Raw genomic sequence first — 25,360 nt, forward strand, 5'->3', positions numbered from 1 at the left:
ATTAATAAATCTTATTTTCCAATGCAAAATTTTGAGAAAATATTTCTCAAAATATCTTCACTTGTTACTTCTCCCGTTATCTCTCCTAAATAACGCAATGCTTCTTTGATATAGATAGAAACTAAATCTTCTGAAAGTCCTTTTTTTAAAGCATCATCGGCTAATAAAACCTCTCTTAATGAAAGTTTCAAAATTTCATAATGTCTGCTTTGTGTAACAACTATTTTTTTTTCTTTTAATCTTTCAATAAATAAATGATTTAAAGCATCTAGGACTTTTTTGACTTCGTGACGATTTTTGGCAGAAATTTCAAAAAAATAAGAAACCTTCGACTTGATATGATCAAAATCATGGAAATAGGATATATCTGACTTATTCGCTATTACAAAAATATCTTTTAATGGATACTTTTTTTTGATTTTTTGAATATCATTAATAATTATTTTATGTTTTTTGATTTTTGAAGAATCAAAAATATATAATATCACTTGAGACTCTTCTATTTTATTCATGGTTTTTTCAACTCCCATCGTTTCTATGGGATCTAGGGGTTTTCTAATTCCTGCTGTATCAAAAAAATGAAAAAGAATCCCATTTAAAACAATTTCTCCTTCTACACAATCTCGAGTCGTTCCTTCTATATTGGATATAATAGAACGGTCTTCCTGAATCACCTGATTGAAAAAAGTAGATTTTCCGACATTGGGTTCTCCAATAATGACCACATCTACTCCTTTTTTGATAGCATTCCCCAACGAAAAAGATTCAATTAAATCTTTTAAAGTCTCTTCTAATTCTTGTAAAAATAAAAAAAGTTCTGATCTATTAACAAAAATCACATTATCTTCAGAAAAATCTAACTCAAGTTCTAGTAAAGATGCAAAATCCAACAATTTTTTTCTTAAATTTTTAATGGTATTAGATAATTTTCCTTTGATCTGTTGTAAAGAGATTTCATGGTAAGCTTTATTTTCAGATAGAATAAGGTCAGCTATAGCTTCTGCTTGTGATAAATCCACTTTTTTATTTAGAAAAGCACGAAATGTAAATTCTCCAGGACGGGCTAAACGTATTCCTTTTCTAATTAGCAATTGTAAAATACGTTGTTGAATATAATAAGATCCATGACAAGAGATCTCTATCATATTTTCTCCTGTATAAGAAAAAGGAGATTTAAAGATAGAAATCAATACTTGATCCAATAAATTATTATTTTCTTCCATGATAAACCCTAAATGAATAGTATGTGTAGATTGATTTTCCAGTTTTTTTCCAGGTTTAATAGGAATAAAAATATTTTCAACAGTAGATATGGAAGTTTTTCCAGAAAGACGAATAACAGAGATTGCACTGGAACCAATAGGAGTTGCTAGAGCAACAATGGTCTCTTCATCTTCTAACATAATGACACAGATTAGATGGATATAAAAATAAGTATTTTTTAATTCACATGATTTCAATTAACTTCAATTTCATGAAATCTTTTGACAAATTTTACAGTTTATTTCAAATAACTCTTCAAAATTTATATACAGAACCTAAAGAGATAGAAAGTCTCTTTTTTTTACTGATGACCCACATTTTTAAATGTGATAAAACAACTGTTCTATTACAATTAATAGAAAAAAAAAAATCAATTTTTTGATTTATAAAAAATTAATCAAAAAATTATGGGAATTAAAAAAAAATAGACCTATTCAATATGTAATTGGAAAGGCCTACTTTTTTGGGATGGAATTTATAGTTAATGAAAAAGTATTCATTCCAAGACCAGAAACAGAAGAACTTGTCTCCTGGATCTTACAGGATAACAAGAATACGAGCAACGTTAAAATATTTGATATTGGAACAGGAAGTGGATGCATTAGTATTACCTTAAAAAAGAAAAAACCTGAAATTGGACACATTCATGCAATAGATTTTGATCAAGAAACTCTTGATATAGCTCGTAAAAATGCAGAATTACATAATGTAGAAATTTCATTTAAAAAAGTGGATTTTTTAAAAGATTCTATTTCTTTTATCCCAAAAAGAAACGAAAATTCTGTCAGCATCATTGTAAGTAATCCTCCTTATATTAGGCTATCTGAAAAAAAATTATTACATCAAAATATTATTCAATACGAGCCTTTTCAAGCTTTATTTGTTCCTGATGAAGACCCTTTAATTTTTTATAAAAAAATTTCTTTTTGGATCAAAAAAAAATTGACTGGAGTTGTTTATGTTTATTTTGAAATCAACCAATTTATTTATTTAGAGATTATTGATTTTTTGAAAAAAATCGGATTTTTAAATATAAAAATAAGGAAAGATTTTCAAGGTTTTTTCAGAATGATTCGTGCCGTATATTACATAGATAAATAAAATCACATGGATCAAAAAAAAAAAATAGAAAAAAAAATAGACGAACTCAGAAAAGAGTTATCAAAATATAATTATAAATATTATAATTCGTACACTTCAGACATCTCCGATTATCATTTTGATAAGAAATTAGAAGAATTGTCTTTTTTAGAAAAAAAATATCCTGAATTCTATGACCCTACTTCACCCACAATAAAAATAGGAACAGATTTCCATGAAAATTCCTCTATCTCTACAGTTTTTTATCATAAATACAAAATGTACTCTCTTCAAAACACCTATTCTAAGAAAGAATTAATAATTTGGAAAAAAAAAATCAGTAAATCAATTCATACTTTATCCTTTGTGTGTGAACTCAAATATGATGGAGTCTCTATTAATTTAATTTATAAAAACGGATTTTTAACAAATGCGGTTACTCGTGGGGATGGAGAAAAAGGAGAAGATGTAACAGAAAATATAAAAACTATAAAAAACATTCCCTTAAAATTAAGAGGATATAATTATCCTGCGTATCTTGAAATACGTGGAGAAGTTTTTCTTCCTACAAGGAATTTTATAGAAATAAATAAAAGACGTATAAAAAGTGGACAAACTCCTTATGCAAATCCAAGAAATACGGCTAGTGGAACTCTGAAAATTCATGATCACAAAGAAGTACGTAAAAGAAATTTGTTTTGTATAGCATTTCATGTTGCTGGAACAAATTTGCCTTTTGACACGCAATATGAATCTCTAAAATACATAAAAGATTGGGGTTTTCAAGTTCCAGAAACAGCACGTTATTGTAAGAACATAGAAGAAGTATTTCATTTCATAGATTTTTGGAGTCTATGGAAAGAGAAACTCCCCTACCAAATAGATGGCATAGTTATTAAAGTAAATGAATATCAAAAACAATCATTTTTAGGATTCACCAATAAATATCCACGATGGGCCATAGCCTATAAATTCAGACAAAAATTGTATGAAACCAGACTATTAAGCCTTACGTTCCAAGTAGGTCGTACTGGAATAATTACTCCTGTAGCCAATGTAGTTCCCATCTCTATTTCTGGAACAAAAATCAAAAGAGTTGTTCTTTATAATGACAGTTTTATACAAAAAATGGGGATTCATTATGGAGATTCCCTTTTATTAGAAAAAGGAGGAGATATTATTCCAAAAGTAACAAAAATCAATATAAAAAAAAGATCTAGTCAAGCATTTCCTGTATTCTTTTTAAAGAAATGCCCATCATGCAATAGCACTTTAACAAAAAAAAATGAATTATTTTACTGCACAAATCAAAACTGTTCTTATCAAAGAATAGAAAAAATAAAACATTTTGTGAGCGAAAAGGCTATGAATATTCAAAAAATTGGAAGTGAAATGATAAAAAAACTATACAAAAAAGGTTTTTTATATAGTTTTTATAATTTATATGAATTGAAAAAAGAAGAACTCCTTCAAATAGATGGGGTAAAAGAAAAATTGGCAGAGAACGTTATAAAAAACATAGAAAAATCTAAATACAATCCCTTTGATAAAGTTTTATATGCCTTAGGTATTCGTCATGTAGGAGAATATATTTCAAAGAAATTAACAGAACACTTTTTGGATATCAATTCTTTAATGCATGCAAATTATGATCATTTAATTTCTATTTCAGGCATAGGAAAAAAAATCACAGAAAGCATTCTCACTTATTTTTCAATTCCTGAAAATCAACAAGTAGTTAAAATGCTAATCAAATATGGATTACATTTTTCGAAATGTTCTATGAGTAAAAAATTTTCTTCTATTCAAGGAAAATCTTTTGTATTTACAGGAAAATTATCTTGTATGACCCGAAATAAAGCTAAGAATATGGTAGAAAATCTAGGTGGAAGAGTCTATCATACTGTCAATAATCAAATTCATTTCATCGTAGTTGGAAAAAATTTCGGTTCCAAATTAAAAAAAAGTATGGAAAAAAATAATGTAAAAATTTTAACAGAAAATCTTTTTCTGGATATGCTTAAAAAAGCAAAAAAATAAAAATAAATCAAATTTTAAACGATTGTTTTAAAAGAAAAATAGTCAGTATAGATGGTTTTGTTTTTCATATAGAAAACAGTATATTTAATTCTTAAGTTCTTAAGTGATGATGATGAATTCATGCATCACAGAATTAATGCATCATTTAAGTAAGAAATCTATTTTTTTATGTTACTAAAAAATATATTTACAGAATCTGGATTCGAGTCTGAAGCTGAGTTTATACCCTTAATGAGTCAAGATGAAGAGGATCAGCTTCTTAAAGACGATATTCCTAAACAATTATGTATCTTAACAGTCAGAAATATGGTTTTATATTCAGGAATTGTTTTTCCAATCATAGCAGGAAAAAGTGGATCCATTCAATTGTTACAAGATGCTTATGGATTTGATAAAACGGTTGGAGTATTAACACAAAAAAATTCTGGAATAGAAAATCTCAGTGAAAAAGATTTGTATTCTATTGGAACGGTTGCTAAAATATTGAAATTATTAAAAATGCCTGATGGAAACACCACTGTTATTTTACAGGGAAAAAGAAGATTCAAAGTCAATCGTTTTATTCAAAATGATCCCTATTTTAAAGCAGAAATTATAGCTTTAGAAGAAAACAAACCTTCCTGCAAGGATAAAGAATACCTTGCTTTGGTTGAATCTATAAAGGAAATTGCTATAAAAATTATTCAGGATAACCCCAATATTCCATCAGAAGCGAGTATTGCTATTCGGAATATAGAAAGTCCTTCTTTTTTAATCAACTTCGTAGCAGCTAATATGAATTTAGCTACCAGAGATAAACAAAAATTGTTAGAATATGATGATTTAAAAAAAAGAGCAATGGAAACGTTGCGTTTTCTAAACGTAGAACATCAACAAATTAAATTAAAAAATGATATTCAATCTCGTGTTCGTAGTGATATGGATCAGCAACAGAGAGAATATTTTTTGCATCAGCAAATTAAAGCCATACAAGAAGAATTAGGAGATATCTCTTATGAAAAAGAAATTGATGAAATGCGAGCTAAGGCGTCCAGAAAAAAATGGCCAAAAGAAGCAAAAAAACAGTTTGACAGAGAATTGCTAAAAATGCAAAGAATTAATCCTCAAATGCCTGAATACACAGTCCAGAGAAACTATCTAGAATTGATGATTGATCTACCTTGGGGTAGATATTCAAAAGATAGTTTTGATTTAGAATATGCACAAAAAATATTAGATAGAGATCACTATGGTCTGGAAAAAGTCAAAGAACGTATTATAGAATATTTAGCTGTCTTAAAATTAAGAGGAGACATGCGTTCTCCTATTCTATGCTTTTACGGTCCACCTGGAGTAGGAAAAACTTCTTTAGGAAGATCTATAGCCACTGCACTGAAAAGAAAATACGTACGTATTTCTTTAGGAGGATTACATGATGAATCTGAAATCCGTGGACACAGAAGGACTTATATAGGAGCCATGCCTGGTAGGCTTTTGCAATCTATACGAAAAGTAGGAACATCCAATCCTGTTTTTGTGATAGACGAAATAGATAAAATGGGTTTAGGGACAAATGGAGATCCTTCTTCCGCTATGTTAGAAGTTTTAGATCCTGAACAAAATACCTCGTTTTACGACAATTTTTTAGAAATGGGTTATGATTTGTCAAAAGTATTGTTTATTGCTACAGCAAATTCACTTTCCCATATCCAACCAGCTCTCATAGATAGGATGGAGGTTATAGAAATGAATGGATATACAGTAGAAGAAAAAACACAAATTGTAAAGAAACACATACTTCCTAAACAACTCAAAGATAATGGATTAAAAAAATCAGATTTAATACTTGGAATGAAACAAATAGAAAAAGTCATTGAAAGTTACACAAGAGAATCTGGATTGAGAACTTTGGAAAAGCATATTGCTAAATTAGCACGTTATGCAGCCAAGCATATTGCTATGAATAAAAAATATGTGAAACATTTAAGTATTGAAAAAATAGAAAGTATTCTCGGAATTCCAAATGATCCAGACCGTTATGAAGAAAATAATGTTCCAGGTGTGGTAACAGGTTTAGCTTGGACTCATTTTGGTGGAGATATTTTATATATTGAATCCAGTTTATCTAAGGGAAAAGGAAATTTAAGTATTACTGGAAATTTAGGAGAAGTCATGAAAGAATCTGCAACGATTGCTTTGCAGTATATTAAAGCTAATTATAAAAAATTTAACATAGATCCTATCATGTTTGAAGAAAAAAATGTACATGTTCATGTTCCTGAAGGAGCTGTTCCAAAAGATGGTCCATCTGCAGGAATAACAATGTTAACCTCTTTAGTGTCAAGTTTTACGAAAAGAAAATTAAGACCTCATTTAGCTATGACAGGAGAAATAACCCTGAGAGGGAAGGTCCTTCCTGTAGGTGGGATTAAAGAAAAAATTCTAGCGGCTAAACGGGCTAATATTAAAGAAATTATTCTTTCACAGGACAATAAAAAAGATGTAGAGGAAATTAAACCAGAACATTTAAAAGGATTAACCTTTGATTATGTTAGAAATATGAATGATGTGATTCATTTAGCTTTATTGTAAAAAAATTTTTCAACCATAGTTTCTATGTTTTTTTTGATTGATTAAAAATATGATGAATGAATTAGAAAATAGAAGTGACTCAGTTCATAGAGAACACTTAATTCAATTAGCTAAAAAATACGGAACTCCACTTTATATATACGATTCTTGCAAAATAAAGAAACAATATATCAAGATGAAAAATGCTTTCAGTGGGATCCAGAATTTAATAATTAATTATGCTTGTAAAGCTAATACTAATCTGAATATATTAAAAATTTTCCAAAAATTAGGGAGTGGATTAGATACCGTATCTATACAGGAAGTAGAAATAGGATTAAAAGCTGGTTTTCAGCCTAAAAAAATTATATTCACACCTAACTGTGTTTCTATTCAAGAAATCAAAAAGGCCGTTGGTTTTGGAGTTAGAATCAACCTAGATAATCTATCCATTTTAGAACAGTTTGGAGAATATTATCCAAATTATTCTATAGGGATAAGAATCAATCCGCATATTATGGCAGGAGGAAATTCAAAAATTTCAGTAGGACATATTGATTCTAAATTTGGAATTTCTTATTATCAAATTCCTCATATGAAAAGAATATTAAAAAATACAGGACTCAAAATAGAAGGATTTCATATGCATACAGGATCTGATATATTAGATGTCAAATCCTTTTTAGACGGTGCAAAAATATTGTTTCAAACAGCTATCGATTTTCCAAATCTTGATTATATTGATTTTGGAAGTGGTTTTAAAGTCCCATATAAAAAAAATGATCTCAAAACAGATCTTACTTCTTTAAGTCATTTTATCACGGATAAATTTAAAGATTTTTGTAAAACTTACGGAAGTCAAATTGCTTTGATTTTTGAACCAGGTAAATTTTTAGTTAGTGAATCTGGATATTTTTTAGTTAATGTCAATGTCATCAAACATACTACTTCGACTGTATTTGCTGGAGTAGATTCAGGCTTTAATCATTTCCTTCGTCCTATGTTTTATGATGCTTATCACTGTATTGAAAATATTTCTAATCCAAACGGTCTTTTTCGCTTTTACACGGTCGTTGGATATATTTGTGAATCGGATACCTTTGGTTTGAATCGAAAAATTCAAGAAATCCGTGAAGGTGACATTTTGTGCATGAAAAATGCGGGAGCTTACTGTTTTTCTATGTCTTCTAATTATAATTCTCGTTATAGACCTGCTGAAGTTTTGATTTTTCAGGGAAAAGATTTTCTGATAAGAAAAAGAGAAACTATGCAAGATCTTCTGAGAAATATAGTGGAAATACACATGTAAATGGAGAGATGGCAGAGTGGTTAATTGCGGCGGTCTTGAAAACCGTTGAGGGTTACGCCTCCGGGGGTTCGAATCCCTCTCTCTCCGCAACAGTAATCAAAGTAATTTAATTTCAACAGATAAAAATTTTTAAAAACTTTTTTTGGATTCATGTTCAACTTGTATTTTTTCTAATTTTATTAGTTGTTTTTCAATACTTTCATTAGTTACTTTTTCAAATAATAATTTGTTTGTCCCTAATAAATGTCCTGGACATAAAATTTTTTCTTTTATTTGATTCCAAAAAAAAGTTTTCAAACGAAGCATATCTAACAATTTTTTTGCAGTCTTTGGAAGAAATGGTTCTGCTAATTGAGCTAACATTCCAACAATTTGCAAAGAAACATAAAGAATAGTTTCTACACGTTCTTTTTCTTTTTTTTTCCAAGGTTCTTCTTCTGTTAAATATTTGTTTCCGAGTTTAGCTAAATTCATAAAACAAGCCAAGGATTCTCTGAATTTATAGGATTCAATCAAATCACCTATATGTTCTGGATAATTTTTTATTCTTTTTAAAATATTTTTATCCTTTATAGATAAAATTCCTGGATTAGGAACAATGCCATCGTTGTACTTTTTAACTAAAGTTAGACTTCTATTTACGAAATTTCCTAATATAGCAACCAATTCTGTATTATTTTTTCTTTGAAAATCTTTCCAATTGAAATTATTGTCTTTTTTTTCTGGCATATTAGCAATGAGAATGTAACGAAGTGTATCCTGTTGATTTGGAAAATCTTCTAGATATTCATGACCCCATACTGCCCAATTTTTAGAAGTTGATATCTTTTTATTTTCTAAATGAAGAAATTCATTAGCTAATATTTTATCCGGCAGTATATATCCATCATCATATGCTTTAAGGATGACTGGAAAAATAATGCAATGAAAAACAATATTATCTTTTCCTATAAACTGAATTAATTTAGTTTTTTTATCTTTCCAATAAGGTTTCCAATCTATCTTTTTTCGTTTAGACCATTCTATAGTAGAAGAAATATATCCTATAGGAGCTTCGAACCATACATACAGTACTTTTCCCTTCTCTTGCGAAATGGGAACAGGAACTCCCCAATTTAAATCTCTCGTTATAGCACGAGGGGTTAATCCTTGATCTAACCAAGATTTTGCTTGTCCATATACATTCACTTTCCAATCTTTTTTATGACTAATTAAAATCCATTTTTCCAAGAATTTTTGATATTGATTCAAAGGGAAATACCAATGTTTAGTTTTTTTCAAGACTGGAAAGCTTCCACTTATGGTAGATTTTGGATGTATTAAATCTTCAGGAATTAACGAATTTCCACAATTTTCGCACTGATCTCCATAAGCTTCCTTTTTTTGACAATGGGGACATATACCGGATATATACCTATCCGCTAAGAATTGTTTAGCTTCTTCATCATAATATTGTTCAGACACTTTTTCAAAAATTTTTTCTTTTTCATGAAGTTTTTTGAAAAAAGAAGTAGAAATTTCGTAATGAATTTCTGTAGAAGTTCTGGAATAGTTATCAAATTGTATACCGAAATTCGTGAAACAATCTTTGATCATATGATGATACTTATTTACTATTTCTTGAGGAGTTTTTTTTTCTTTTTTAGCTTGCATAGCAATAGGAACTCCATGTTCATCCGATCCACATATAAAAATAACATCTTTATTTTTTCGTCTCAGATAACGAACAAAAACATCTGCAGGAAAATAAACTCCTGCTAAATGACCTATGTGAATTGGTCCATTTGCATATGGTAAAGCAGCAGTGACTGTATATTTATTTGATTTTTTCATAATAGAATAAATTTTTCATAAAATATGAATAATAATAAAAAATTATTTTTAATAGATGCATATCCCCTTATTTATCAAAGTTATTATGCTTACATCAATAATCCTCTTTTTACTTCCAAAGGACTCAACACTTCGCCTATCATAAATTTCACATACTTTTTGATCAAAACATTAAATGATGAGAAGCCATCTTATATGGCTGCTATTTTTGATGATAGTCAAGAAATTTCTTTTCGAAAAAAAGAATATTATAAGTATAAGGAACATAGAAAGAAAACTCCGAAAGCTATTTGCATAGCAATTCCTTATATTAGAAAAATTTTAAAAATCTTTCAAATTTCTTGTTTTTATGCAAAAAATGGATATGAGGCCGATGATCTTATCGGAACAATAGCTAAAAAAGCCGAAAAAAAAGGATATATTATTTATATAATTACTTTGGACAAAGATTTTTTTCAATTGGTCACAGAAAACATTAAAGTTTATATACCACCTTTTAAAGGGAATCCAAAAAAAATATTCGGAATAGAGGAAATAAAAGAAAAATTTGGAGTAACCCAACCAAAACAAGTTATAGATTTATGGAGTATGATGGGAGATCCTTCTGATAATATACCAGGATTACCAGGAATAGGAGAAAAAAATGCTAAAAAATTTATTCAAAAATATGGAAGCATTGAAAAATTGTTAAATTCTACTCATCATCTTAATGGAAAGATTCAAAAAAATATTGAAGAAAACAAAAATTTAGGTCTTTTATCCAAGAAATTAATTACTATTGTTACTAATATTCCCCTTTTTTATTTTCATGAGAATAAATTTCATGTAAAAAAACCAAATTGGCATTCCATTAAAAAAATATTCGGAGAACTTGAATTCATAAGATTATTAAAAATAGCTCATCAATATTATAAATATAAAACGTAAAAATAATTTTATCTTTTTCTATAAAATTTATATTTTATCATGTAATTCCAAACTTCTGTATGAAGCATAGGTTTCATATTTTTTCCTTTTTGAATAGAATTTCGAATAAAAGAAGAAGAGATTTCAATAATTGGAGCCTTCAAAAAAATTATATTTTTACGTTTAAAAACAGGATTGGAGAAATGACCAATTCTAGGGTAAACCAAAATATCATATTTATTCAAAATAATTTTATAATTTTTCCATTTTCTTAAAGAAGAAAAAGAATCTTGTCCCAAGATAAGATAAAATTGATTTTTAGGATATTTTTTCTCTATATTGGACAATGTATGAATTGTATAAGAAGGAGAAGATCCAGATTCTATATCTAGAACACTCATTTTTTCATAACCATAAACAGCTATTTGAACCATTTTTATGCGGTGTTTATAATCTAAAAGATTTTTTTTTTTAATGGATTTTGTGGAGAAACTACAAACCAAACATGATCTATATCTGAAAATTCTATGATATAATTAGCAATAATTGTATGTCCTAAATGTATGGGATTAAATGATCCAAAATAAAGTCCTATTTTCATATTTTCACTAATCGATCAAACAAAAAATATCGAGCCTCTATCTCGATATTTTTATCCTTATTATCTTAAATCATCTTAATACGATAACTAAATCCTAAAATGATAAAATGATTATTCTTATTTTCTTTTTTAATTTGATCTAAATTGTAATTAACTTTTTGATTTTGATATAAAAAATGAAAACTTAGATCTTCATTTTTTATGATAGGAAGAAATTCTATCCCTCCATAATAAGTATATGCTTTTTTGAACAATTTATTTTCACCCAAAATATCATTAACTCCTTTTTTAGAGGTCCCCATTTCATAAACTCCTTTTGCAATCAAATTCCATTTTGGAATAAAATTGTATTTTAATTTCACTAAATAAGTTCCATATTTTACAGAAGCTACATTTTGATAATCATAATTATATGAACGTAAAATTTTTGTAACATCGCCATTTTTTTCTATGTCTTCATCACTTAATATATAATCTGCTTCTATAAAAAAAGGTTTTAAATCTAATTTACTCCCTAAAGCTATCAATTTCCAAAATTTTTTATCTTCATTTTCTTGAAAAATAGAATATGACCATCTGTTTTGTATTATTTGATTATTGAACAAACTCCAATTCCAATTCACAGAATAACCCATAGTATTATTCACTTTTTGAACTGTACTTTCTTCCCTATTATTATTTGAATTTGTAATACTATTTACAATTTGAAATTGTAATTCATGATTTTTGATTGGAAGATAAATAAAACTGAATCCAACAGGATTTTCCTTATTTTTATATACATTCGTATACCGATATGGGGATCCATAGAAATTATTAGTATATTCTATGCTTCCAAAAGAAGCTGGTTGTTTTCCTATCAAAAAGTAAAGTTTTTCATTCCACTTATATTTTAAATAAGCTAAATCAACTGTTCTGTTATTTTCTATATTATTCAATTTTTTTGAAAAACGATAACTGATTTTGTCATTTGCCTTTCCTATAACTTCTAAATTTAAATAGTCTTCAGAAAAACGAGAGCCCTCAAAAAATTCTTTTTTCACTGTAGAATTAATACTACTCCTAAAATCTACAAACATGTTGAAATGAGTATTTTCATCTTTATTTTGATGAAATGTTCCTTCATCAGCGTAGCTGTAAGTATGAAAAGGATAAAAAAAACCTAAAAAAAGAATAAAGGAAATCATTTTTGTTTTTTTCATTTTTTTAATTATTATGTTATATAACTTAATATAATATAATCAATTTTCCAGTATAAAAACTTTTAAGTAATTGAAAAAACATTTAATTTTTTTTAAAAACTACTTATTCAAAATAAAATGTACAAAAATATTTCAAAAAAAAATGCTAAAAAAAAAAGAAAAAACGAAAATAATAAAACTATTATAACTTTTTTAGGATTTTTTTTATTGGTGAGTAGCCTTTTTTTGTTATTAAGTTTTTTTTCTTTCCTTTTTCATTGGAAAAATGATCAAAGTCAGTTGGAAAAACTTTTCGATAAAGATATCATGGCAGAAAATCTACTTGGAAAAATGGGAGCTTTTGTTTCTCACTACTTTATTCACTGTGGAATAGGATTGAGCGCTTTTTTTCTTCCGATATCATTGTTTTTGACAGGATTAAAAATTCTTTTTGTAAGAAGAAAACTATTGAATAATTTTTATAAATCAACAATATATAAATTTATATTTTTCAGTATATGGCTTCCAATAACTTTTTATCTTGTTATTCCTGATCAAGGAATATTGAGTGGAATTTTTGGATTTGAAATAGGAAACTTTTTGATCCATTTATTTGGAAAAATAGGATCATATATACTTATTCTTACGAGTATTATTTTTTACTCTATCATTATTTTTCGTATTACGACTCCAAACATAAAAAATGGAATACGACAAAAAATACATTTTTACGAAAAAACAGATCCAATATTCAAATTGGGGAATTTTTTTAAGACAAAGATTATCAATAAATCATTGAAAAAAACCAATGTATCTAACAGTAAAAAAGATAAAAACATTCTCCATTCTATTCTTTATAAGAAAGATTTTTCTTCCACATCAGTGAATAATTTAGAAATAGATTCTAATAAAAAAAAAATAGTACAAGTACTTAACTATTATAAAATAGAAATATGTCAAATCAAAACTATCATAGGCCCTACTATCATATTATATGAAATCTATCCTAAGATAGGAACACGGATATCTAAAATCAAGAATTTAAAAAATGAGATAGCCTTAAATTTATCTGCTATATCTATAAGAATTATAGCTCCCATGCCTGGAAAAGGATCCATTGGAATAGAAATTCCGAATCACAATCGTTATCCAGTTTATATGAAAGATATTCTTTTTTCAGAAGAGAGCAACAAAAAGAGTCATCAAATGGAGCTCCCTATTTCTTTAGGAAAGACAGTATTTAATAAAATTTTTGTTATAGATTTAGCTAAAATGCCTCATTTGCTTATAGCAGGATCAACTGGACAAGGAAAATCCGTAGGATTAAATGTTATGATTGTTTTCTTATTATATCAAAAAAATCCAGAAGATATCAAATTTATTTTGATTGATCCAAAGAAAGTAGAATTATCTATATACAAAAATATTTCAAAATCTTATTTTGCTACTCTTCCAAATTCTGTAGAACCCATCATCACAGATTTACATAAAGTAAAAAACATATTAAATTCTTTATGTAAAGAGATGGATAAAAGATATGCTATTTTGGAAAAATTTAAAGTTAGAAATATTCAAGAATACAATGTCAAATACAATCAAAAATATCATTTACCTTATATCATACTAATCATTGATGAATTCGCAGACTTAAGTTTTTCTTTTCATCAAAAAAAACAAATAGAAACGTATATAACTCGGTTATCACAGCTTGCTCGTGCTGTAGGGATTCATTTGATTATAGCTACACAACGTCCATCCGTTGATGTAATTACCGGATTGATTAAATCAAATTTTACTGCAAGAATTGCATTTCGAGTAAGTTCTAAAATAGATTCTAGAACTATATTAGATTGTACAGGAGCTGAACAATTGATAGGAAAAGGAGATCTTCTATTTTCTAATCGAAATGAGTTGATACGGCTACAATGCCCATTCATCGAATTATCAGATATTCAAAAAATCGTTGATTTTTATTCCAATCATGATAAAAAAAACGAATACTTCTTCTTGCCAAAACCGGATTAAGTCAAATATTCAATGATATGAAGCTAATAAAAAAACTTGATCTATATATGATTCGTTTATTTATAGCTCCTTTTTTAATTATTTTTTCTACAATATTTATCGTTTTTATGATTCAATTTTTTTGGAGTCAAATAGATGAATTGATTGGAAAAGACATTGATATTTTAATAATAATAAAATTTATATTTTATTTTGGAATATCTATTATTCCATTAGTTACTCCTATATCACTATTATTGACTTCTATAATAACATTTGGTAATTTTTCAGAAAATCAAGAACTTACTGCTATAAAATCTTCTGGAATATCTCTTTTTCGTATCATGAAACCTATTTTAGGAATAACCTGTATTTTATCGATTGGATTGTATTTTTTCTCAGATTTAGCCATTCCAAAAGCGAAAATGCAAGCTAAAAAATTAGGATATCAAATATCATTAACTCATCCCTCTTTCAAATTAAAAGAAGGAATTTTTGTAAATTTATTACCAGATTTTTTCATAAAAATAGACAGAAAATCGAGAAAAAATAAACAATTGCATAATATATTTATTTTTTTTTATGATAAAAATTCACTAGTAAATACTATTCTTTCTAAAAAAGGATTTTTTATTCCAAATGAAGATAGATCTGAATTTATTCAATTTAAATTAATGAATGGGATTTTGTATAGTGAAAATACGAATGAAAACAAAGAACAATCCTCTTATCAAATTGTAGAATTTGATACTTTAATTCAAAACTTTAAAATTCCTTACTATGACTATGAAGGAATAAAAGAATTAGATGACTATGATACCCAAAATTTAATTCAAAAAATTAACTTTTTAAAAAAAAAAATTCTGAATATCAAAAAAAAAATATCTATAAATTAGTTAAGCTGCAATTAGAATTGCAAAAAAAATTTACATTTCCAGTAACATGCATTATTATGTTTCTAACTGGAGCTCCTTTAGGAGCTATTATTAGAAAAGGAGGAATAGGTCATCCTACCATTGCGGCAATAACTATATTCATTATTTATTATACTTTGCTGACTATCACTCAAAATAAAGTAGAAAAGGCTGAAATTTGTCCATGGATAGGAGCATGGATTCCGAATTTTATTTTTTTTCCAGTAAGCATATGGATGACTTATAAAACTGCAATGGATGATTTTTATATTCAATAAAACAAATATAGATATGGTTTTTGGTTCGAATCAAAATTTAGATAGTATTGAAGAAGCCATACAGGATATACAAAGTGGAAAAATTATTATTGTGGTTGATGATCAAAATCGTGAAAATGAAGGAGATTTTATAGTAGCTGCTGAAAAAATAACTCCTCAAATTGTAAATTTTCTCATTACTCATGGGAGAGGACTCCTTTGTGTTTCCTTAACAGAAGAAAAATGTGATCAACTAGAACTTCAAATGATGGTAAAAAAGAACACAGATCCTAGGAAAACGGCTTTCACAGTATCTGTAGACTTACGAGGATATGGCGTTAGTACTGGAATTTCAGTTTCAGATAGAGCAAAAACTATTTTTGCCTTAGTCAACAAAGTCAACCCAAAATCATTTAATAAACCAGGTCACATCTTTCCTCTTCGCGCAAAGAAAGGAGGTGTCTTAGAAAGACCTGGACATACAGAGGCTGCTATTGATATAACTAAAATGGCTGGATGTACCCCAGGAGGAGTTGTGGTAGAAATACTTAATGAAGATGGATCTATGGCACGTCTACCACAATTGATTCAAATTTCTAAAAAATTCCATATGAAAATTATATCCATAGAGGATCTTATCAAATATCTTAAACAGAAAAGAAACAGATAAAAATGCGGTCTGGACGGGATTTGAACCCGCGACCCCATGCGTGACAGGCATGTATTCTAACCAACTGAACTACCAGACCCAAAAACTAAATTAAAATATCTAATTTTTTTCTGATATCCTCTTTAGAGGAAATTCCAATATGCATATCTTTTTTCTCTCCGTTCTTAAAAAAAATCATGGTGGGAATGCTGCGTATTCCATATTTAGAAGAATATTTTGGATTATTATCCACATTTAATTTAAAAATCAATGCTTTATTATGATATTCAGTAAATAGATCTTCTAATAGAACAGACAAAGATCGACATGGAGCACACCAAGGAGCCCAAAAATCCACCAATACAGGTTTATCCGATTCATGAACTAATTTTTCAAAGTTATCATCGTTTATTTCTTGTAACATACTTTTTTCATTTAAAGAACATAACAAATTTACCTTTTTTTGTTTCAAATTCAAAAGTGAAAGTCTTTTAACAAACAGATATAAATATCTATTCCTTCCATGATTTCTGAAATCAAGATGTATTCATTAGGAGTATGAGAACGGACACTATCTCCGACTCCCATTTTAATGGTGGAAAAAGGCATAATGCTTTGGTCTGAAAGAGTAGGAGATCCATAAGTTTTTCTTCCTATTCGTTGAGCTTTTAAAACAATGGGATGCATAGGATTTATGAAAGAAGAGTTTAAATGAGAAGAACGTGGTTTCATTTGAGAGTGAATTATTTTTTGTATAATTTCAATTAATTCCTCATTTTTATATAACTCATTGGTTCTAATATCTACTACAAAAGAACAAAAATCAGGAATCACATTGTGTTGTATTCCTCCTTGGATTTGAGTCACATTTAAGGTAGTAAAACCTAGTAATTCCGATTTTCTATCAAAAGAAAAATTTCTTAAGTGTTCTATGTCTCTTGTTGCTACATAAATAGCATTGATTCCTATATCTCTTGCAGAGTGTCCTGTCTTTCCTTCAGCTATGCAATCCAATACCATCAATCCTTTCTCAGCAATAGCTACTTGCATTTGTGTTGGTTCTCCGACAATTCCTAAGTTTATACATTCCAATTCAGGTAAAATTGCTCTTACGCCTAAAGGTCCAGATATTTCCTCTTCCGCAGTAATTGAAAGAATTAACTTGTAAGGTAATTCAGATAAATTACTTAAATATATAAAAGTGGATATTAACGAAACAACGGAAGCTCCAGCATCATTACTACCTAACCCTATAAGTTTATCTTCTTGTTTGATAGCAGAAAAAGGATTAGTTTTCCAATTTTTTCCTGGTTTAACCGTATCATGATGAGAATTTAATAGTATAGTTCGTATATTTCCTTTTTTTAAATAGTTCGTGTTTTCAGTCCATATATTGTTAAATTTTCTTTTAACATGAAATCCATATTGATGAAGATAATCTTCTATAAGAAAAGAGACCTTGTTTTCTTGTTTGGATATAGAAGGAGTATTTATAAGTTGTATAAGAAGCTGTATAGCTTCTTTCTTTAAAACTTGCAAATTGACTACGGACATAGAAGAGTCTTATTATTAACATCATTTAAATAGTTAGGGAGACCTATACTGACCTGAGATACTCCATTTTTTAATGCAAAAAAAGCATTTTCCAATTTAGGGATCATTCCATTTGTTATGGAATGATTTTGTTTCATTTTTTGAAATGAATTAAAATTTATTTTTTGAAAAAAAGATTCAGGGTCCTGTATATCTCGTAAAACTCCTTTTTTTTCAAAACAAAAATGTAATTCCGTTTCACAATCTTTTTCCTTTGCTAAGGATATAGCTATATAAGCTGCTATTGTATCTGCATTTGTGTTTAGTAAATTTCCTATTCCATTATGAGTTATAGAACATAATACAGGAATGATATTATTTTTCAATAAAAATTTTATTAAACGTGTATTAATACTTTTGCTATTAATATCCCCCACATATCCATAATCAATATTTGTTTTTTTTCGTAAATATGATTTAATGCAATTTCCATCTGCTCCACATAAACCCAAAGCATTACAGTGATGAGATTGTAATAGAGCTACAATATTTTTATTGATCATTCCTGCATAAGTCATAACAACTATATCCAAAGTTTCTTTATCTGTTATTCTTCTACCTTTTATAATTTTTTGCAAAATTCCCATTTTATTTGAAATGAAATCTGCTTTTCTTCCTCCTCCATGAATCAACACCTTATATCCTTGTAGTTGACAAAAAGCTTTCAAAGAAAAATTAAGAACCTTTTGGTCATTAATTAAATGACCTCCAATTTTAACTATATGGATTTTCATGATAAAGATTGTAGAATTTTTAAAAAAATTATTTGTGAAGCATAAATTCTATTTTCTGCTTGTTGCAATATAATGGAATGTTTTCCATCTAAAACAGAATCTTCTACCACAACATTCCTCCTGACAGGTAAACAATGCATAAATTTAGCCTGATTGGTAAGTTTCATTTTATTTACAGTGATCATCCAGTCAGAATTTTGACAGAGCATTTTTCCATAATCTAAATAACTACTCCAATTTTTTGCATAAATAAAATCGGCATTTATAAAAGCCACATCTTGATGATGTGTGGTAAAAACTCCATTAGAAAATCTTTTATTAAGATCGTATTTTTCTGGACACGCAATAGTGAAATCTATTTTATCTATTTTTGATATCCATTGAGAAAAAGAATTTGCCACGGAATGAGGCAATGGTTTGATATGAGGAGCCCAACTTAACACTACTTTACATCTTTTTTTAAAAAAAGATGTAAATTCGGCAATAGTCATTACATCTGCTAAAGATTGCAAAGGATGCAAAGTAGCACTTTCCATGTTAACTACTGGAACTCTAGAATATTTTAATATTTTATTAAAAATTACTTCTTTGTAATCATAATCTCTATCTGATAAACTAGGAAAAGTTCTTACAGCAAGAATATCACAATATATGCTCATTATAGAAATAGCTTCTTTAAGATGTTCTTGTGTCATTTTCATCACACTTCCATCATTCATTTCAATTTTCCAAGAATCTTTATGAACATCTAATATCCAAGTATTGCATCCTAAGTTAAAAGCTGCTTTTTGACAACTAATTCTTGTTCGTAAACTAGGATTAAAAAAAACCAATCCAATTGTTTTATTTTTTCCAATACGTTTAAATTCATATGGATTTTTCTTTAAAAAAAGAGCTTCTTTAATTAGATCATATACGTTAATAACATCTTCTACGCTAAAAAATTTTTTCATAAACTTTTTCATTTATATTCATTCCAAGCTTTTATAAATAATTGGTCCATAGATAAATTACAAAATGCTTGTATAAAAGCTTTTGCTAAACGCGCATTGGTGAGAAGAGATATATTAAAATCAACGGCATAACGTCTTATAGCATAATCATTATCCAATTCTGATTTACTTAGATTTTTTGGAATATTAATAATAAGATCCAATTTTCTATTTTTTATCAATTCAAGAACATTTGAATATTTTTTGACATTCGGCCAATAAACTCTTATGGAGGGAATTCCATTATTGGATAAAAATTTATTGGTTCCTTCTGTCGCAAATAATATATATCCTTTTTTATGCAATAGTTTGACGACTTCTAAAAGATCCAATTTAGATTCAATAGGTCCTCCAGATATTAATATATTTTTTTTTGGAATTCTATAACCAACAGAAAGCATGGATTTTAAAAGTGCTTCATCAAAAGTATTTCCTAAACATCCCACTTCTCCTGTGGAAGACATATCCACACCCAAAATAGGATCTGCGTCTTGCAAACGAGAAAAAGAAAATTGAGAAGCTTTTATTCCTAAAAAATTTGTAATAAAAAAATTAGGTTCTATTTTATTTTTTTTCTTGCCAAGAATAACTTGAGTAGCTAATTCAATCATATTAAAATGAGATACTTTTGATACAAAAGGAAAACTACGAGATGCTCTCAAATTACATTCAATGACTTTGATTTCATTATCTTTAGATAAAAACTGAATATTGAAAGGACCAGATATATCAAAATATTTGGATATTTTCTTAGATATATTAATGATTTCTTTTAATGTTGACAAATAGAGATTATGTGGAGGATATACTAAAGTAGCATCTCCTGAATGGACTCCTGCAAATTCTACGTGTTCTGATATAGCATAATACAAAATTTCTCCATTTTGAGAAACAGCATCTAATTCAATTTCTTTTGCATTTCTAATAAATTCTGTAATAATTAATGGATATTCAGGAGATATAGATACTTTTTTACTAAGATAATGTTGTAATTCCTCTTGATTAGAAAGAACACTCATATCTGCACCCGAAAGAACATACGAAGGTCTGACTAATATTGGAAAATCCACTTCTTTTACAAATTGATAAATAGTATCAAAATCGGATAATTCTTTCCATCTAGGCTGTCCGATCTTTAAATAATCCATAGCATTGGAAAATTTGTATCTATTTTCTACTTTATCTATAGAAATAGGAGAGGTCCCCAAAATTTTTACTTTTTTTTCATAAAGTTTTAAAACCAAATTATTAGGAATTTGTCCTCCCATGGAAACAATTGTTCCTTTCGGCTTTTCCAGTTCAATAATATCCAATACACGTTCTAAAGTAAGCTCTTCAAAATATAATCTGTCACATACATCAAAATCAGTACTCACAGTTTCAGGATTATAATTAATCATTATTGATCTGTAAGATTCTTTCTTAATAGTATTTAATGCATTAACACAACACCAATCAAATTCTACACTACTTCCAATTCTATAAACACCAGATCCTAATGTGATAACAGATTTTTCATCTTTTTCATAAATTATATCATGTTGAATGGCATGATAGGTTAAATATAAATAATTTGTGTATGACGGATATTCAGAAGCTAAAGTATCAATTTGTCTCACATATGGAACTATATTTTTTTCTTTTCTATATTCTCTTATTTCTTTTTCTAAATGATAAATACTGTGATATTTACATAGATTGTTTTTTTTGTTAAAAAAAACACTAGCTATTTGCATATCAGAAAAACCTTCTTTCTTTGCTTTCCGTAACAATTCGTCCGGAATATCTCTCCAATTATCAAAATGATCTATCTTTTTTTTTGTTTGAAAAATATTATCAAGTTGATATAAAAACCATGGATCAATTTTCGTTAAATCATGTATCTCTTTCATAGAAAAACCTTCTTCTAAAGCTTCTTCTAAAAAGAAAATTCTTTGATCTGTCGGTTTTTTAAGAGATTCTCTCAGTAGACGATTAGATCCCAGTTTTTTTTTATAAATGTTGATGAACCCTTGCATCCCAATATCTAACATTCGAATACCTTTTTGTAAGGCTTCTTCAAAAGAACCTCCAATAGCCATTACTTCTCCCACACTTTTCATACTACTTCCAATCCTATTAGAAACTCCATAAAATTTTTTGAGATCCCACCTAGGTATTTTGCATACCACATAATCCAACGCTGGTTCAAAAAAAGCAGAAGTCTTTTTAGTCACAGAATTTTTCAATTCATGCAATCCGTATCCTAAAGACAATTTAGCAGACACAAAAGCTAAAGGATAACCAGTTGCTTTAGATGCAAGAGCACTTGAACGAGAAAGACGTGCATTAACTTCTATAACACGATAGTCTTCTGAATTAGGATCTAATGCAAATTGGACGTTGCATTCTCCAACTATCTTAAAATTTCTGACAATATATATAGCTAATTTTCTTAAACTATAATATTCAGAATTTGTTAGAGTTTGTGACGGTGCCACTACAATACTTTCTCCTGTATGAATTCCTATAGGATCAAAGTTTTCCATATTACAGACAGAAATACAATTATCATATTTATCTCTAACTATTTCGTATTCAATTTCTTTCCATCCTTCTAAATATTCTTCTACAACAATTTGAGAAGAATAAGAAAAAGCCTTACTTACTATTTTTTTTAAATCATTAATATCTTTCGCAAAACCACTCCCCAAACCTCCAAGTGTATAAGCAGATCTAATAATAATAGGAAATCCTATTTCTAAAGAATAAGAAATAGCATCATCCATAGAATGAGCCACAAAACTTCTTGCCGTTTTTATATTAATATGAGTCAACCTATTTCGAAACAAGTTTCTATCTTCACTGTGAATAATAGATTCAATAGGAGTTCCTAAAACTTGAATTTTGTATTTTTCTATAATTCCTTCTTGAAAAAGCTGAATTCCACAATTTAATGCAGTTTGTCCCCCAAAAGACAATAGAATTCCTTCTGGTTTTTCCTTATTTATAACCCCTTTAATAAAAAATAAAGTCAAAGGAAGAAAATAAACTTTATCAGCAATTCCTTTAGAAGTTTGAACTGTGGCAATATTTGGATTAATCAATATAGTATAAATTCCCTCCTCTTTAAGGGCTTTTAATGCTTGTGTTCCAGAATAATCAAACTCACCAGCTTCTCCTATTTTTAATGCACCTGATCCCAGGATAAGTACTTTGTCTATTTTCATACTAATTTTGGAAGATTATTATTTATTTCTTCTAACAATTGAATTGATAAAAAGATCGAATAAAAATTCTGTATCTGTAGGTCCACTTGAAGCTTCTGGATGAAACTGTACAGAAAAAAAAGGTTTATAATCATGAATGATCCCTTCGCAAGTATCATCATTTAAATTTTTAAAAAATATTTTCCATTCTTTAGGAAGTTTTATTGCATCCAAAACATATCCATGGTTTTGTGATGTAATAAAACTTTTTCCTGTTTTTAGTGATAATACTGGCTGATTATGACTCCTATGTGCATATTTCAATTTATAAGTATTTCCTCCGGCTGCAATTCCCAAAAGTTGATTTCCCAAACATATACCAAATATAGGTCGTTCTTTTTTCATAGCTATACGAATATAATGTATAGGTTTTTCATAAATTTTAGGATTTCCAGGTCCATTAGAAAGAACCAATCCATCATATTTTTCATTTGTAAAATCATAATCCCATGGAACCCTTATAATAGTACAATTTCTTCTCAAGAGACAACGTAAAATATTATTCTTTAAACCAAAGTCTACGATTAATATTTTATATTTTCCATTTCCATATGTTATTTTTTCATGAATAGAAACTTTTTCAGAAAGGTTCTCCTGATTCGGATCATAAAAAGGAAGATTTTCATTTTCCATTAAAATTTTACCTAACATAGATCCTCCCTTTTTTCTAAGTTTTTTTGCAATGAATCTGGTATCTATACCAGATAATCCAGGAACTCCATTTTTAGATAACCAATCAGATAGAGATAAACTCATATTCCAATGATACGGTCGGTTAGAATAATAAGAAATAATAAGTCCAGATACTTGAATTCTATCGGATTCATAAAATTCAGAAATAGATTCAGAACAAGAAAAAGATGGAATTCCATAATTTCCTATTATAGGATAAGTATAAGTAAGGATTTGCCCTCTGTAAGAGGGATCCGTCATACTTTCTGTATAACCGGTCATAGCTGTATTAAATACAACCTCTCCAGAAGAGGATACTGGTGCTCCAAAATGATAAGCTTCATACCTTGTTCCGTCTTCCAACATAAGGATAGCCTTTCTTTTATTTTCCATTTTTTTTATATAGATATCCTAAGGCATTCTTTAACTTTGTAAGGAATAATTTGATATGATTTTCGTTAATATTCATCGGAGGAAGTAATCGCAAAACATATGGATTGTTAGATGTTCCAATAAATACTTTCTCTTTATAAATCAAAATATTTTTCAAATCCTGAATAGGAAAATCAAATTCTAACCCTAGCATAAGCCCTCTTCCCCTTATTTTTTTAATTTCAGGAATGATACGCAATTCTTGTAACAGTATTTTTCCCATTTTTTTTGCATTTTCAATTAAATTTTCTTTTTGAATAATTTCTAATACAGCAATACCAGCTGTACAAGCTAAATGATTTCCACCAAAAGTAGTTCCTAACATCCCATAATATGGTTTAAATTTAGGATGTATGAGTACACCCCCTATAGGGAACCCATTCCCCATCCCCTTAGCTATAGTAATTAAATCTGGTTGTACAGGATAGAATTGGTGAGAAAAAAAAGATCCAGTTCTTCCATATCCACTTTGGACTTCGTCAATAATCAACACTGTATCGTATTTATTGCAAAGGTCTCTAACTTTACAAAAAAAGTCTAACCCTGGATCTATAATTCCAGATATTCCTTGTATTCCTTCAGTAATTAAAGCACAGATATCTTTGTTCTTTAATTCGTATTCTAAAAAATCAATATTCTGATAGTCTATAAATATAGTTTCATGTTGAGCATTAAAAGGGGATACTAATTTGTAGTTATCCGTTACTGATACACTTCCACTTGTTCTTCCATGAAAAGAACCCTTAAAAGCAATAACCTTTTTTTTCCCTGTATGAAAAGAAGCTATTTTCAATGCATTTTCATTAGATTCTGTTCCAGAATTACATATAAATAAGGAATAATCTTCATATCCTGAAATCTTTCCAAGAAGATTAGCCAATTTATTTTTTTGAGAAATATAAACACTATTAGAATAATAGGATATTTTATGAATCTGTTCAGTCAAGGCTTTCACATAATATGGATGCGAATGACCAATAGAAATCACAGCATGTCCTCCATAAAAATCTAAATACATATTTCCTTTCACATCAAACAAATAAGAACCTTTGCTTTTGTTTAATTCTATATCTAGAATAGGATAAACGTTAAATAATTTCAT

Annotated in this window: 19 protein-coding genes, 2 tRNA genes and 1 pseudogene; 10 read left to right on the plus strand and 12 right to left on the minus strand. The window is 28.2% G+C overall.

Going from position 1 to position 25,360, the window contains the following annotated elements; translation table 11 throughout:
* Positions 1-11: 11 nt before the first annotated feature.
* Positions 12-1,403 carry a tRNA uridine-5-carboxymethylaminomethyl(34) synthesis GTPase MnmE gene (mnmE, locus tag H0H67_RS01540; protein ID WP_185859045.1) on the minus strand — a complete coding sequence of 464 codons (1,392 nt, stop codon included), beginning with the start codon at positions 1,401-1,403 and terminating at the stop codon, positions 12-14.
* Between the two features lie 238 nt (positions 1,404-1,641).
* On the opposite strand from mnmE, the gene H0H67_RS01545 reads away from it, so the two are divergent.
* The 5 genes from H0H67_RS01545 to H0H67_RS01565 all read left to right on the plus strand — a co-directional run bounded on the left by H0H67_RS01545 (position 1,642) and on the right by H0H67_RS01565 (position 8,329).
* Positions 1,642-2,364: a N5-glutamine methyltransferase family protein gene (locus H0H67_RS01545; protein WP_238784557.1), complete on the plus strand. Its 723-nt coding sequence runs from the start codon at positions 1,642-1,644 to the stop codon at positions 2,362-2,364.
* Positions 2,365-2,370: 6 nt separating this feature from the next.
* Positions 2,371-4,383 (plus strand): NAD-dependent DNA ligase LigA, encoded by a 2,013-nt coding sequence (ligA, locus tag H0H67_RS01550; RefSeq protein ID WP_185859046.1) that lies wholly within the window; start codon positions 2,371-2,373, stop codon positions 4,381-4,383.
* Between the two features lie 168 nt (positions 4,384-4,551).
* A complete protein-coding gene (gene lon, locus H0H67_RS01555) occupies positions 4,552-6,954 on the plus strand; it encodes an endopeptidase La (RefSeq protein WP_185859047.1) in 2,403 nt (800 codons plus the stop codon).
* A 49-nt stretch (positions 6,955-7,003) separates the two neighbouring features.
* Positions 7,004-8,242 carry a diaminopimelate decarboxylase gene (lysA, locus tag H0H67_RS01560; protein WP_394366795.1) on the plus strand — a complete coding sequence of 413 codons (1,239 nt, stop codon included), beginning with the start codon at positions 7,004-7,006 and terminating at the stop codon, positions 8,240-8,242.
* Positions 8,243-8,244: 2 nt separating this feature from the next.
* Positions 8,245-8,329, plus strand: a tRNA-Ser gene (locus tag H0H67_RS01565).
* Positions 8,330-8,371: 42 nt separating this feature from the next.
* Here H0H67_RS01565 and metG read toward each other — a convergent pair.
* Positions 8,372-10,075, minus strand: a complete 1,704-nt coding sequence (metG, locus tag H0H67_RS01570; protein WP_185859049.1) for a methionine--tRNA ligase — start codon at positions 10,073-10,075, stop codon at positions 8,372-8,374.
* A 24-nt stretch (positions 10,076-10,099) separates the two neighbouring features.
* Here metG and H0H67_RS01575 point away from each other — a divergent pair, with 24 nt between their 5' ends.
* Positions 10,100-11,002 carry a 5'-3' exonuclease gene (locus H0H67_RS01575; RefSeq protein WP_185859050.1) on the plus strand — a complete coding sequence of 301 codons (903 nt, stop codon included), beginning with the start codon at positions 10,100-10,102 and terminating at the stop codon, positions 11,000-11,002.
* A gap of 8 nt (positions 11,003-11,010) precedes the next feature.
* Here H0H67_RS01575 and nadD read toward each other — a convergent pair.
* Positions 11,011-11,582: pseudogene (gene nadD / locus H0H67_RS01580) on the minus strand (nicotinate (nicotinamide) nucleotide adenylyltransferase).
* A 65-nt stretch (positions 11,583-11,647) separates the two neighbouring features.
* Positions 11,648-12,784: a porin gene (locus tag H0H67_RS01585; protein ID WP_185859051.1), complete on the minus strand. Its 1,137-nt coding sequence runs from the start codon at positions 12,782-12,784 to the stop codon at positions 11,648-11,650.
* Positions 12,785-12,901: 117 nt separating this feature from the next.
* Between H0H67_RS01585 and H0H67_RS01590 the strand changes: the two genes are divergently transcribed.
* From H0H67_RS01590 to ribB, 4 genes are read left to right on the plus strand one after another with little or no spacing between them, the layout of a single operon-like run.
* Positions 12,902-14,788 (plus strand): FtsK/SpoIIIE family DNA translocase, encoded by a 1,887-nt coding sequence (locus tag H0H67_RS01590; protein WP_185859052.1) that lies wholly within the window; start codon positions 12,902-12,904, stop codon positions 14,786-14,788.
* A gap of 17 nt (positions 14,789-14,805) precedes the next feature.
* The gene (locus H0H67_RS01595; RefSeq protein ID WP_262887097.1) at positions 14,806-15,663 is read left to right on the plus strand and encodes an LptF/LptG family permease; all 858 of its coding nucleotides are present in this window, start codon (positions 14,806-14,808) and stop codon (positions 15,661-15,663) included.
* Between the two features lie 17 nt (positions 15,664-15,680).
* The gene (locus tag H0H67_RS03170) at positions 15,681-15,959 is read left to right on the plus strand and encodes an LptF/LptG family permease (RefSeq protein ID WP_262887098.1); all 279 of its coding nucleotides are present in this window, start codon (positions 15,681-15,683) and stop codon (positions 15,957-15,959) included.
* On the plus strand, positions 15,940-16,608 hold the full coding sequence (ribB, locus tag H0H67_RS01600; RefSeq protein WP_394366796.1) for a 3,4-dihydroxy-2-butanone-4-phosphate synthase: 669 nt from the start codon (positions 15,940-15,942) through the stop codon (positions 16,606-16,608). The genes H0H67_RS03170 and ribB overlap by 20 nt, the downstream gene beginning before the upstream one ends.
* Before the next feature lie 5 nt (positions 16,609-16,613).
* Here the strand turns inward: ribB and H0H67_RS01605 are convergent.
* From H0H67_RS01605 to H0H67_RS01640, 8 genes are all read right to left on the minus strand, one after another.
* Positions 16,614-16,687: transfer RNA gene (locus H0H67_RS01605), tRNA-Asp, on the minus strand.
* A gap of 6 nt (positions 16,688-16,693) precedes the next feature.
* Entirely contained in the window at positions 16,694-17,011 is a 318-nt protein-coding gene (gene trxA, locus H0H67_RS01610; protein ID WP_185859053.1) for a thioredoxin, read from the minus strand.
* Between the two features lie 50 nt (positions 17,012-17,061).
* Positions 17,062-18,141 carry a M20 family metallo-hydrolase gene (locus H0H67_RS01615; RefSeq protein WP_185859054.1) on the minus strand — a complete coding sequence of 360 codons (1,080 nt, stop codon included), beginning with the start codon at positions 18,139-18,141 and terminating at the stop codon, positions 17,062-17,064.
* Complete coding sequence (argB, locus tag H0H67_RS01620; RefSeq protein WP_185859055.1) at positions 18,132-18,914, minus strand: acetylglutamate kinase; 783 nt, start codon at positions 18,912-18,914, stop codon at positions 18,132-18,134. Before argB ends, H0H67_RS01615 begins: the two co-directional genes overlap by 10 nt.
* On the minus strand, positions 18,911-19,867 hold the full coding sequence (locus H0H67_RS01625; protein ID WP_185859604.1) for an N-acetylornithine carbamoyltransferase: 957 nt from the start codon (positions 19,865-19,867) through the stop codon (positions 18,911-18,913). The genes argB and H0H67_RS01625 overlap by 4 nt, the downstream gene beginning before the upstream one ends.
* Positions 19,868-19,875: 8 nt before the next feature.
* Positions 19,876-23,115 (minus strand): carbamoyl-phosphate synthase (glutamine-hydrolyzing) large subunit, encoded by a 3,240-nt coding sequence (gene carB, locus H0H67_RS01630; RefSeq protein ID WP_185859056.1) that lies wholly within the window; start codon positions 23,113-23,115, stop codon positions 19,876-19,878.
* 18 nt (positions 23,116-23,133) lie between these two features.
* Entirely contained in the window at positions 23,134-24,219 is a 1,086-nt protein-coding gene (gene carA / locus H0H67_RS01635) for a glutamine-hydrolyzing carbamoyl-phosphate synthase small subunit (RefSeq protein WP_185859057.1), read from the minus strand.
* Positions 24,209-25,360, minus strand: coding sequence for an aspartate aminotransferase family protein (locus H0H67_RS01640; protein ID WP_185859058.1), 1,152 nt, complete (start codon positions 25,358-25,360; stop codon positions 24,209-24,211). Before H0H67_RS01640 ends, carA begins: the two co-directional genes overlap by 11 nt.

The sequence above is a fragment of the Blattabacterium cuenoti genome (assembly GCF_014251575.1).
Lineage (GTDB): Bacteria > Bacteroidota > Bacteroidia > Flavobacteriales > Blattabacteriaceae > Blattabacterium > Blattabacterium cuenoti_N.